The sequence below is a fragment of the Paraburkholderia sp. SSBN10T genome, assembly GCF_056619545.1.
The window spans coordinates 46,310-58,330 of sequence record NZ_JBWQQI010000033.1 but is presented as its reverse complement, the minus strand read 5'-3'; the positions used below and the strand labels follow the sequence as shown (position 1 = coordinate 58,330).

7 protein-coding genes and 1 pseudogene are annotated in these 12,021 nt (G+C 61.6%); 5 read left to right on the top strand and 3 right to left on the bottom strand.

Annotation, left to right across the window (positions count from 1 at the left end; translation table 11 throughout):
* Positions 1–19: 19 nt before the first annotated feature.
* Positions 20–1,954, bottom strand: a complete 1,935-nt coding sequence (locus AC1ECK_RS33840; RefSeq protein WP_480327188.1) for a tetratricopeptide repeat protein — start codon at positions 1,952–1,954, stop codon at positions 20–22.
* 264 nt (positions 1,955–2,218) lie between these two features.
* On the opposite strand from AC1ECK_RS33840, the gene AC1ECK_RS33835 reads away from it, so the two are divergent.
* Positions 2,219–5,143, top strand: a complete 2,925-nt coding sequence (locus tag AC1ECK_RS33835; RefSeq protein WP_480327186.1) for an autotransporter family protein — start codon at positions 2,219–2,221, stop codon at positions 5,141–5,143.
* A gap of 233 nt (positions 5,144–5,376) precedes the next feature.
* Here the strand turns inward: AC1ECK_RS33835 and AC1ECK_RS33830 are convergent.
* Positions 5,377–5,778, bottom strand: a pseudogene (locus tag AC1ECK_RS33830) (nicotinamide phosphoribosyltransferase domain-containing protein); the annotation flags it as partial.
* 60 nt (positions 5,779–5,838) lie between these two features.
* Positions 5,839–6,876 carry a bifunctional nicotinamide-nucleotide adenylyltransferase/Nudix hydroxylase gene (locus tag AC1ECK_RS33825; RefSeq protein ID WP_480327184.1) on the bottom strand — a complete coding sequence of 346 codons (1,038 nt, stop codon included), beginning with the start codon at positions 6,874–6,876 and terminating at the stop codon, positions 5,839–5,841.
* Between the two features lie 685 nt (positions 6,877–7,561).
* On the opposite strand from AC1ECK_RS33825, the gene AC1ECK_RS33820 reads away from it, so the two are divergent.
* The 4 genes from AC1ECK_RS33820 to AC1ECK_RS33805 all read left to right on the top strand — a co-directional run bounded on the left by AC1ECK_RS33820 (position 7,562) and on the right by AC1ECK_RS33805 (position 11,929).
* The gene (locus AC1ECK_RS33820; protein WP_480327182.1) at positions 7,562–8,845 is read left to right on the top strand and encodes an MFS transporter; all 1,284 of its coding nucleotides are present in this window, start codon (positions 7,562–7,564) and stop codon (positions 8,843–8,845) included.
* A gap of 279 nt (positions 8,846–9,124) precedes the next feature.
* Positions 9,125–10,117, top strand: a complete 993-nt coding sequence (locus AC1ECK_RS33815; protein WP_480327181.1) for a succinylglutamate desuccinylase/aspartoacylase family protein — start codon at positions 9,125–9,127, stop codon at positions 10,115–10,117.
* A 255-nt stretch (positions 10,118–10,372) separates the two neighbouring features.
* Positions 10,373–10,924 carry a GNAT family N-acetyltransferase gene (locus AC1ECK_RS33810; protein ID WP_480327179.1) on the top strand — a complete coding sequence of 184 codons (552 nt, stop codon included), beginning with the start codon at positions 10,373–10,375 and terminating at the stop codon, positions 10,922–10,924.
* A 51-nt stretch (positions 10,925–10,975) separates the two neighbouring features.
* Complete coding sequence (locus AC1ECK_RS33805) at positions 10,976–11,929, top strand: ABC transporter substrate-binding protein (protein ID WP_480327177.1); 954 nt, start codon at positions 10,976–10,978, stop codon at positions 11,927–11,929.
* Positions 11,930–12,021: the final 92 nt, after the last annotated feature.

Here is a 12,021-nt window from a genome sequence, read left to right as displayed (position 1 = left end):
TGAAGGGTGCTTCTTCAGACTAGCGGCTGAAGCCTTGCGCAACGAGACGCTGCAACTCGGCCTGCACGCTTGCAATCACGCTGTCCCAATCGCCCGCCGCCGGCTGGCGAAAAATCTTCATCGTCGGATACCACGGACTGTCATCGCGTTCGGTCATCCAGCGCCAGCATGTGTCGAAGCGGTTGAGCAACCACACCGGCTTGCCGAGTGCGCCGGCCAGGTGGACGACCGAGGTATCGACCGAGATGACCAGGTCCAGGTGGTCGATCAAGGCGGCGGTGTCCTCGAAGTCGTTTAATTCAGCGGTGAAGTCGGTCAGACGCGGGCCATCCCAGCCGGCCTCTTCAAGCTCACGCAACTGGGACGCCGCGGGTTCGCCTTTCTGCAAACTGAAAAATTCAGCCTCTGCGGTACTGAGGGATGCAAACTTTTGCAGATGAATCGACCTGCGTATGTCGACGGGACGCTGTACCGCGCGTGACATGTGCGGTGCGCCGGCCCACACCAGGCCGACTCGCGGTAAATGCCACGCGCCGAGCCTTTGCCGCCAGAACAAGGATTTGTCCTCGGACGGCGCCAGGTAGCGCCGCCCGCCCGGCACGGTTTCGAGGGTCGTGGCGAACGCCAGCGGCAGGCTCATGAACGGGCAATGAAAGTCGAACTCCGGCAGCGCTTCGTCCGCTGCAATCACCTGCGACACGCCGCTCATGGTGCGGATCAACGGAACCAGCGGTGCCTGCACCTGGACGATCAGCGTGTCGCCGAGCTTAGCCACCATGGGCAGATAGCGGCAAAACTGCAAGCTGTCGCCAAGCCCCTGTTCCGCGTGCAGCAGAATCCGTCGGCCTTGCAGCGACTCTTTGCCGGTCCACAGCGGCGGGCTGCAATGCAGTTGCGACGACTTGAGCTGCTCGGTCTGCCAGCGCCATTCGTATTCGCGCCATCCGTCGTGGTAGTGGCCGAGCGTGAGATGACACAGCGCATGATTGAAGTGCGCGGCGGCGTGCCGGGGCGAGTGGGTCATGGCTGCCTCGTAGTGACCGAGCGCCTGGGCATGGCGTCCCAGCGCTTCCAGCGCCATGCCGCGGTTGCAGTGGGCGTCGGCGTGGCCGGGGTTCAGTCGTGTTGCGGCTTCGAAGTCTGCAAGGGCGTCGTGATGCTTGCCCCAGACGTGCAGCAGCAACCCGCGATTGTTGTAGATATCGGCCCGGTTTGGTTCAAGCGATAGGGCGGTGTTGTAGGCTGCGAGCGACGCCTCGTAATGTCCGCTCGCTCGCAAGGCGTCGGCGTGCCCCCAGTGGGAGGTTGCATGGCCGGGCATCAACCGGATTGCTTCGGCATGGCGGGCCGCCGCCTCTTCATACCGGCCGAGCGCAAACAGCGACAGCCCAAGGTTGAAATGGGCGAGACCGTAATCGCTCTGGAGGGCGGTGGCTTGCTCGAAGCAGGCGATCGCACGCAGGTCATTGCCTTGTTCCTTTAAGGCGAGTCCCCGGTTGTTGTGAAACGAGGCTTTGGCGGGATTCAGTGCGATTGCCTTGTCGTAGCTTTCCAGCGCGCGCTCGTGCCGGCCAAGCGCATGGTAAGCGTTGCCGCGGTTGTTCCAGGCATCCGCGTGCTCCGGATTGAGCCTGAGCGCTGCCTCGTAACTCTCAGTCGCTGCTTCATACAGTTTCGCCTTTTGCTGCGCTTCGCCGCGCAGGAAATAGGCGTCGGCGAGATTGCCGTTTTCGGCCAGGGCGCGGTTGATCCAGTCGATCGATTCGTGCGGCTGGTTGGCGTGCAAGGCGATAAACGCCAGTAACAGCAGCACCTCGCTAGAGTGCGGTGCAAGGTGGAGCGCCTGCAGGCAGACCTCGCGTGCCTGCGCGGTTTGTCCGGCTTGAAACAGCGTTGCGCCTTGCAGTGCCAGTTGGTGCGCTTGCGCGGCGTTTTCAGGCTGAGAGGGAATCATGCGTGGCTGGTTCGGGAATCACGCCTGCAAGTATACGGCTTTAATAAGGGCGCAGACGTGACTCCCGTGGCTTGCGCCGCAACGCATTGGCGGGTGGTTCGCGCCCAGCTTATTTGCCCTTGCTGCCCACCGGGCCGATTGTGCGGAGAGACGTTGCCTTCCGACATTGATCGCCGACGCCGCTTAATTAAACGAAGAAAGAGGTTGAATGTACGTCTGCCATAGATAAAACTGAAGAATGCAATACGCTCTGGAGGTAACGTCATGGCGTCCTGCAGCGTCCTGGTAGAGAAGTCTTCGCGGCAACGTGCCGTCAACAGGCGGCGTAAAGGGATTTCGCTTGCGCAAGGCGTCCTGGTCGCCTTTGCGACGAGCGCCGGCACGTCGACAGCCTGGGCGGCTGGCTGTCCGTCGAGTGGGGGTGAGTTCACGAACGGAGGCGCCGCATGCTCTATTCTCCCCGGAACCTCCGTCGCCCGCATCACCGCCACCGGCAGTGGCGCGATCCAGGCAAACGGCGTCGCAATCGCTGTTCCGTATGGCGTCGCCGTGACCGCACAGGGTGGCGGATCGGTGCTCTTCGGCGTCGATCCGAACGCTGGTCCGTCAAGGCTTTCGGAGCTGTACATTGGGTCCGGTGGAATTACCGGACTGCTCGCCAATGGCGCGAGTCAGATTGTCGCCAGCGGGCTGGCGATCAGTCTGCCCGCAAGCGGCATCACCGTGGCGCTTGCAACGGCTGGCGGCCAGATCACGCTGAATGACGGCTCGACGATCAATATGAATTCCGGTGGCGGCAGCCAGGGATTGGTGGCGAGCGGCGCAGGCAGCAGGATCACTACGGACGGGATCACGCTGCAGGGCCAGACGGGCGGCGGTGATCTCGGCGTGCACAGTAGTGCGGGCGCGGTAGTTGATATGGCCAACAGCACTATCAGCATCACGTCGCAGGGAGGTGGCGTGACGGGGGTACTTGCCGATGGCGCCAGTTCGTTCAGCGCGGACGATACGGCAATCAGTGTTTCCGGAGGAGGGAACATCGTTGGCGTCAATGCGGCCGGTGCCAGCAACGTGACGCTGAACGGGGGCTCGGTGACGGTGAACGGATCGTCCGGCTCCAGTGCGCTCGTCGCGCAGGGCGCCGGCACGACACTCAGCGCAACCGGCACCGTGATCACCGCGAACGCCGGGCAGTCAGCGGCAACGACGGTGCAGAACGGCGGCACGCTGGTCATCAATGGCGGCTCGGTGCAGGCGAACGGTAACGGAAGCGTCGCGTTTCTGATCAATGGCGCTGCAGGCGTCGCCAATACGCTCGAGTTGAATGGAACGACAGCCAGTTCCACCGCCGGCTCGTTCAGCGTTCAGGGCGCCGTGGCGAATCTCGCGCTTAGCGGCTCAACCGTCACCGACAACGGCGGGTCGCTGCTCGCGACGCAGGGAGCCGCGACGACGACATTCGACGCAGGGGGCTCCCTGCTGAGCGGCGCCATCACGACCGCTACCGGCGGCACGGCCGCTGTCACGCTGCATGACGGCACCGACTGGACGATGACCGGCAATTCCAGCATGACCAGCCTGGTGAACAGTAACAGCACGATCCGCTTCGCCGCGCCAACTGGCGATCCGACACTGCTCGCGAGTTACAGGACGCTGAGCGCCGCCAACTACGCCGGCGCGGCGGGAACGATCGAACTCAACACCTATCTCGGCAGCGATGGCTCGCCATCGGACCGGTTGATCGTCAATGGCGGCACCGCGTCCGGTACAACGAACCTGGTGATCCGTAACACGACCGGAGAAGGTGCGAATACGACGGGCAACGGAATCCAGGTCGTGCAGGTGGTGAACGGCGGCACGACCGCGACGACTGCGTTCGCTCTGGGCGGCGAGGCGCGCGCCGGCGCATTCGACTATGGACTGTTTCGTGGCGCCGTGAGCGGCGGCAGCCCGAACGACTGGTTCCTGCGTTCCGACTTCGTCGTGCCCTTCGTGCCGCCTGCAATACCTTACCAGCCTGCGCCGCCCGGGTTCGACGTAACCGCGCCACCTGGACCGGCTACACCGGCACCCCCACCGGGCGGTTCGGGGATTCCACCCACCGGGCCTTCGATACCGCCCGGTGAGTCCGGCGGCACCGATTTAGCGGAGGTCGATGTGAATCCGCCCCCCGATCCACTGCCGCCCGGCACCTATCCGATCATCGGCCCGGAACTGGCGACCTACGGCGTCGTTCAGCCGATTGCGAGGCAGATGGGCTTGACGATGCTCGGCACGCTGCACGAGCGCATCGGCGACACGTTTGCCAACGTTGGTGTGGGTCCGGACGGCTGGGCGCAGTCCTCGTGGGGCCGCTTCTTCGGCCAGCAGATCGACAACCGTTATCAGGCTTTTGCCGACCCGCGGGCGAGTGGCCAACTGCTTGGCGTGCAGGCGGGCCTCGATATCTGGCGCGGCAGTCTCATTCCCGGCCAACGCGACGCGGCTGGCGCCTACTTCGCATATTCGAACAGCACGCTGAACGTCGACGGCCTCGTAACCGACCTGGCGAGCGACTCGTATGTTTCGATTCAGACGGGCAAGGTCGATCTCGATGCCTATTCAGGTGGTCTCTACTGGACGCACTACGGCCCGAGCGGGTGGTATGTCGATGGGGTCGTGCAAGGCACACACTATGACGGCAATGCGACGACAGAAACCGCGAGGCTGCCGATCAACGGTTTTGGCTTTATTTCCTCACTTGAAGCCGGCTATCCGGTTCCGTTGCCGCTGGGTCCGCGATTCGTGCTCGAACCGCAAATGCAGGTGATCTGGCAGCACGTCAATTTCAGCGAAGCAAACGATGGATTGGGATCAGTAGATCTGGGTTCCACTTCGGGCACGACCGGACGGCTTGGACTGCGCGGACGCTGGTCGATTGACGGCAAGAACGACCAGGTGTGGGAACCATACGGCCGGGTCAACCTCTGGCACGACTGGGGGGGACGCGCTACCACCGTGTTCGGTGCAGATCCGATACCGCTGCTGGAGCAGGCAACCCGGCTCGAGTTCGCCGGCGGTGTGACGACGCGGATCGACAAGCGGTTTAGCGCGTACCTTCAGGCTGGCTATCAATTCGCGGTCGGCGATACCGCCGGCGGGCGACGGCAAGGGGTGCAGGGGGACGTTGGGCTAAGGTACACGTGGTAGCCTGCCATTCAGGGTCGCGCGCGTCGCAGCCATCGAAGCCTCCGGCGACGGATGACCGGCGGCCGGTCAACTTACGATGGTCTGAAAGGCGGATTCCAGGGCGCGGCGGGCGGCGCCCCCGCTGCTTGCCGCCCCCGCTTCCCGTCACTCAAACTTCGTCCGCGTGAGCCCGGATCCGGATCGCCGCGAAGCTATCGTCGACGCGCAGCTTGCCCGCCTCGAACACCGTGGTGCCAGAATACTTCGGGATCCTCACACTCCACCGTGACGAGCACATTGTGCGCCGGCACCACCGAACCCTCGGCCACCGCGCGAATCCGCACTGGCAGATAGCCGTCGTACTGCGCGACGATATAGCGCCAGCCGGCTTCGTTGAACGGCTCGCCGTGCGCGGCAAAGAACGCTTTGGCTTCGTCGATCATCGCGTTGGTGACCGGTCGGCACAGGTATTCCTTGAGCAGCATCTGCAGTCCGAAGAACAGCGTGCGCTCATAGCGGCCGCCGCGCGATTCGATGTACGAGAACATCGCCGAGGCTTGTGGCGGATATTGCAGGTAGTGCGAGGCCTTGTACGAGTCCGTGTTGAGGATCGGGTTGGCAAGGATCGAGGCGAAACTGCGCGGGGTGGTTTGCATGGCTAGAGCTCCTCTATGCCGTTGAGATGCCGCCGGGTCTATCCCGGCGGGTGGAACGAATCAAAGTTTTCCTAGGAAGTGATAAGCGATATCGAAATGGTCTTCGAACATCACGCTGCGCATCTGCGCGAATACGTTCAAGGGCACCCAGCGCGCCTTGTCGGCGTCGTCGCTGCCTTTGACGCGGGGCAGATCGCCTATCGGGAAATGGAACAGAAAGGCATGCGTGATGGTGCGGCCGCGCGCCGAACGTTGCGGGTGATCGAACACCTGGCGGTCTTTCAGCGAACCGCGCATGACAGGCTCCGGCAGCTTGAGGCCGGTTTCTTCGCGCAACTCGCGGACGCAGGCCGCTTCGAGCCGCTCGTCCTGATTGACGAAGCCGCCGGGCAAAGCCCACAGGCCGCGCCCCGGTTCGCTGCGGCGCCGTACCAGCAGGATATGGCCGGAATGCACGACCAGCGCGTCGACCGTGACGAAGGTAACCGGGTAGGGGGCGGCTGCCCACGCTTTCTTGTAGCCCGCGATGAACTCCGCTTCAGATTTCAATTGCAGGAACTCGGGGCGCGTGCGGAACTGCTCGAGCCAATCGAATACCGGCGCAGGGACGGCCCACGAAACGAAGCTGTTGCTGCGCTCGGCAAAGAACTGGTCGCGAATTTCGGTGGCCGAAATGTCTTCGCTTGCGTCCACCTCGACGAGTTCCCATTGCGGGAACATGCGCAGGTAATACGACGAACTGTCTTTCTCGTGGCCGATCAGGCCGATCTTCTTGCCGGCCGTGTCGCCCAGTTCGGCAGCGACTGCGTCCTGGACCCAGCGCACCCAGTCGTTGTCGTTATACGTGGAGTCCTGTACTGCTGCGATGACGACGCGCTCGCGTTCGTCTTCGGCGAGCACCGAGGTAATCATCTGGCGGCGTTCGTCGAACGAGAATGGGTCTTTGACGGTGCGAGGCCGGTCGGTTGAACCGATCAGAACACAGACCTGGCTCGCGAGACTCAATGCGCGCCGCAGAACTTCGACGTGACCGCGATGCAGGGGTTGAAAACGACCAATGAAAATGAGCGCATCGAAGCGCTTGGACAACGTGCTCATGAGAATCCCTCAAGAGATTGGCGGCGCTGGGTCTTTCCCTTAGCCATGGAGAAATGCTACGTCCGAATCTGGGGCCGCGTCAAATTTTTGATGTATTGGCCGATAAAGCGGTGCATTTCATGCGTGATGCATGGCGGCGCTTCAGTCTGTTCGGCCATCGAAATGCTCTTATGAGCCGAAGAACGGCGTACAGAAATCGGGCGGTCCGACGCAGTCGCCGAGGCCGTTGGGGGAGGCGTGCAGCGATACGCATCCGCATAGCGTTGCGCCGGCAGCGACGCACACGGCCAGCCGCACCAATCGCAAGGTGAAAGTCCGCAGTTTCATGATCCCTAGCAGTTCGATAGAGGGGTGATCGAGTGAACGGGTTGTCTGTCGAGAGGCAGGATAAGGCGCGGGCCCTATCGCAACCGGAGCAGGAAAATGAAGAGATTTTTAAAGCGAATTGGTGGATGGTCCGGTGAATGAATGTCACAACAGTTGTCGTATAACATGGATTGGCCTGCCGTGAAAAATCTGATGGCAGGGGTTATGAAAGCCTATTAAAGCGAGGTTATCGGGTAAACACCTGTGATCTATTCCTTGATCCAGACGCGTTGACAGACATACGATGTCTTCGATGCCAGCACCGACGTCGGTGTGCAGAACGCATAAAACAACAGACGGACTGGAGAGAGACAAGATCATGGGAATCAAGGTCAGAGGGCTGCGCTGGTGGATGATCGCGCTGCTGTCGTTAGGCACGGTCATGAACTACCTCGCGCGCAGCTCGTTGAGCGTCGCCGCGCCGACGGTCATGCAGAGCCTGCACATCTCCACCAGTCAGTACGGCTGGATTACCGGAGCCTTCCTCGTCATGTATCCGCTGGGCGGTCCGCTCACCGGTTATCTGATGGACCGTATCGGTTTGCGTTTCGGCTTTCTGTTGTGCGGCATCGCCTGGTCGTGCATCTGCATGGCGCATGGTCTCGCGACCGGCTGGATCGGACTGTTCGTGCTGCGCGGCATGCTCGGCTTGGTCGAGGCCTCGTTCATTCCGGCCGGCATGCGTCTCGCGGCCTTCTGGTTTCCGTTGCGCGAGCGGGGGATTGCCGCGGGCGTTTTCAATATCGGCACCTCGATCGGCGCCATCGCCGCACCGCCGCTGATCGTATGGTCAATTCTTCAGTACAACTGGCAAACTGCCTTTGTGATTACGGGCGGTATCGGCTTCGTGTGGGCGCTTCTGTGGATCGCGTTCTATCGCCATCCGAGCGAGCATCCTGCGTTAAGCGAGAAGGAGGCCGCGCACATCGTCGATGGCAAGCCGCTTGGTCTTGCCGAAGACGGCTCGAAGCCGAATCTGCGCGAGATTTTTGCCAGCCGCAACTTCTGGGGCATTGCGCTGCCACGCTTCTTTGCCGATCCGGTGTGGGGCACGCTGGTGTTCTGGATGCCGCTCTATCTGCATCAGGCGCGCGGCTTCGATCTGAAGGCCATTGCGCTGACCGCATGGCTGCCGTTTGTCGCAGCCGATATCGGCTGCCTGATGGGCGGTTCGATTTCGTTCTTCCTGAACAAACACTTCAATCTGTCGCTCGTGAACGGCAAGCGGGTCGTCTTTACCTTGGGCGCATTGCTGATGACGGCCATGGCCGGGGTTGGCTATGTGAAGGATCCGGACATGGCGATCTTCCTGCTATGCCTCGGCGGTTTTGCACACCAGACGCTGTCGGTCACCGTAATCTCGATGTCGGCCGACCTGTTTCCGCGCCATGAGGTTGCAACCGTGACCGGCTTTGCGGCGCTTACCGCGGGAATCGGCAACCTCGGCTTTACGCTGGTGATGGGAGCGCTGGTCATGACAATCGGCTATACGCCGTTCTTCGTAGCGTTGGGTTTTGGCGATCTGATCGGCGCTGCGCTGATCTGGTCTCTGGTGCGCCCGGCGCTGGTCGAGCGGCGCCGGCTTGCCCCTGCGTGGCGCTAGCAGCTCAGCCGCTCGAAGGTGCTTAACTGTGCCCGCCCGCCCTCATGCCAACGTGACATTGTCTTTTGGGAAGGAACCGCTTGCCTCAAACGCTATAACGACGTTTTAATGAAGACCGCACCGGTCTGGAATAGGGCTGAATATGCAGCCCGCCGATATGAATAGCTGCAATTCTTGGTTTGCCGGCGCCAGCGCAGAGGATAGCTTTTCAGATCGGTTCATCAAGACAGGCGGCGTTTCGTGACTGCGCCACCAGGTCCGGGTCACGAAGGAAACCTGATGCGTTCCATCCACAATGAAATCGACCTCGAGGCCGACGGACGTCACGTCGGCTATCTGCGTTTGCCGTATTCGGTTCATCGTTCCGCGTACGGCTGGATTCCGATTCCGATCGCATCGATCCGCAATGGCGACGGTCCCGTCGTGCTGCTGATGGGCGGCAATCACGGTGACGAATACGAAGGGCAAGTGCTCGTGTCCAGCCTGATCCGCGAGATCGAGCCGCAGTGGGTGCGCGGGCAACTGATCTTCCTGCCGATGGCGAACTTTCCCGCCGCGGCCGCGGGCCTGAGAACTTCGCCGCTCGACGGTGGCAATCTGAACCGTAGTTTCCCCGGCGATTCACAGGGCTCGCCGACGGCCGCGATCGCCGATTACATCGAGCATACGCTGCTCGCCCGCGCGCAATATCTGGTCGATCTGCATTCGGGCGGCAGTTCGCTCCTGTACGACGGCGCCAATATGCTGGCAATCGAGCCGCGCGACGCCGAGGAGCATGAACGGCTCAAGGCGTTGCTCGCCGCCTTCGGGTTGCCGCGAGCGTTTCTGCATCGGCCGAATCCTGTCCATGCAGCGAGCGCCGCGCGTCGGCAGGGCGCCATCTCGATCCTCACGGAACTCGGCGGCGGCGGTACCGTGCAGGCAGGCCTGCTACGCGATGCGCGGCACGGTTTGCTGAACCTGCTGGGTTTCATCGGACTGCTGAGCGGACCGCTCGTACCGGACGGTCCTCCCGCGCAGACGCGCTTCTTCACGGTGTCCGGTTCGCGCCATTATCTGTACGCCTATGATCGCGGCGTGTACGAGCCGCTCGTCGAGCTCGGTGAACAGGTTGTGGCGGGCCAGCCTGCGGCACGCATTCATTTCCCCGACACGCCACTACGTGAACCGGTCACTACGTTTTTCGCGGCAGCGGGGGAGGTTGTCTGCAAGCGCGTGCCGGCCGCGGTGGAGCGTGGCGACTGCCTGTTCCATCTCGCCGAGCCGGTTTGAAAGCAGTACGTAATAAATCGGTTGTTATTCTGGACAATCAGGCGTTTCATTGACTACGAAAATCGTTTGGTCCCCGTGTGAATAACGATGCGAATTATATATACGGATTCCATGGAATAACGATTCGTTAAATGTTTGGTTCATTCCGCATTGGCAGCCTGTTATCTTGTTTTTCAGTTCGACGGGAACCCGGGTCGGACGGAATAAAGATTCGACAACAGGACCAACAGGGCGAGCGCCATCGTCCTATCTGCCATGACTTACGAAATTATCGACACCACACCGTCGGCTCCCATTGCTCGCCCCTTACTGGATGGGCTGCAGTTCGAGTATGCGACACGCTATCGCGAGTTTCGGCCGGACAGTGCGGCATCGGCAAGTGACGAGCTGGCGCGCTATCCGGCCGAACTGTTCGCGCCGCCCGAGGGTGCGTTCATTGTGGTCTTGCGTGACGGGGAGACGGTCGGCGGCGGCGCGTTCAAGCGCTATGACGCAACGACTGCGGAACTCAAGCGCATCTGGACACATGCCAGCCAGCGTCGTCAGGGGCTCGCCCGCCTCGTCGTGCAGGCGCTCGAAGCGCGAGCGCGGCGCCAGGGATATCGCCGCGTCTATCTGACCACGGGTTTCAGGCAGCCGGAAGCGACCAGACTTTATATCAATACGGGCTATGAACCCCTGTTCGATACTTCGATCGCACCGGAGGTCCATTTTCGTCTTCCGTTCGGCAAGGATTTGCTGGAACCGGGCCGCACGGATTCGTTGAGCGATCTGGTCCAGTCCGAGCCGCTCGGTCAACGGCAGTAATGCGTGCAACGCATTGCTCAAATCGTTCATTTCAACGGGACATAATCATTCATGAAACACAGGCGGAATATTCTGGCGGCAGTGGCAGGAACACTTGTCGTAATGGCGATGGGTTTAGCGGGCACAGCGCAGGCGGCAACCACAACCCCGAGCTCGCTCAATCTGAGTCCGGACCAGCACAACCAGATCCGCACGACGCCTGACCCTGCGGCAATCCAGGCTGTCCCTGCGACGTTTCAGTTCGCCGAAAAGGGTGAACTGGTCATCGGCATGGCAGTGGGGTGGCCGCCGCTCGGTACCTACGCGACCGACGAAAAGACCGTTGTCGGTTTCGACCCGGACCTCGCGCAACTGGTCGCCGACAGTCTGGGGCGCAAGCTGAAAATCGTGGTGCTCGCGTGGGAAGACTGGCCGCTCGCTTTGCAATCGGGCAAGGTCGACGCGGTTTTGTCGAACGTGACGGTGACCGAGGAGCGCAAGGAGAAATTCGACTTCTCGACCTATCGACGTGACGTGCTCGGATTCTATGTGGCCGATTCGAGCCCGATCAAGGCGATCCGCGAACCCAGGGACATCGCCGGGTTGCGTGTCATCACAGATTCGGGAACGAACCAGGAAAAGATCCTGCTCGCCTGGGACAAGGAAAATGTCGCTCACGGGCTGAAGCCGGTTCAGATTCAGTATTACGACGATATCGCCGTGAGAGACGTGGCACTTCGCTCGGGGCGCGCCGATGCGATTCTGAGCGTCAACTCGGCACTCGCCTATGCGGCTGCGCAGAAAGGCGGGATACGCTTAGTCGGTACCATCAGCGGGGGCTGGCCCATTCTGGCCGACGTCGCGATCACAACCCGTAAGGGTAGCGGACTCGCTGCACCCCTTACGCTGCTGCTGAACGACCTCATTCATAGCGGTAAATACACTCAGGTACTCGACCGCTGGAGTCTGGGTTCCGAAGCGATCGATAAGGCTAGGACAAATCCGCCGGGGCTGCCGAAAAGTTAAGTCAAATAGTCAGGTCAACCGGGCTGCGGTAGCGGCGCGGGCGACGGTCTGCAGTCCATCATCAGTACTACTGCAAAATTAATCCTCACGTG

Coding starts and splice junctions, on each gene's coding strand:
- AC1ECK_RS33840 (WP_480327188.1), bottom strand. CDS start 1,954: ATGATTCCCTCTCAGCCTGAAAACGCCGCGCAAGCGCACCAACTGGCA.
- AC1ECK_RS33835 (WP_480327186.1), top strand. CDS start 2,219: ATGGCGTCCTGCAGCGTCCTGGTAGAGAAGTCTTCGCGGCAACGTGCC.
- AC1ECK_RS33825 (WP_480327184.1), bottom strand. CDS start 6,876: ATGAGCACGTTGTCCAAGCGCTTCGATGCGCTCATTTTCATTGGTCGT.
- AC1ECK_RS33820 (WP_480327182.1), top strand. CDS start 7,562: ATGGGAATCAAGGTCAGAGGGCTGCGCTGGTGGATGATCGCGCTGCTG.
- AC1ECK_RS33815 (WP_480327181.1), top strand. CDS start 9,125: ATGCGTTCCATCCACAATGAAATCGACCTCGAGGCCGACGGACGTCAC.
- AC1ECK_RS33810 (WP_480327179.1), top strand. CDS start 10,373: ATGACTTACGAAATTATCGACACCACACCGTCGGCTCCCATTGCTCGC.
- AC1ECK_RS33805 (WP_480327177.1), top strand. CDS start 10,976: ATGAAACACAGGCGGAATATTCTGGCGGCAGTGGCAGGAACACTTGTC.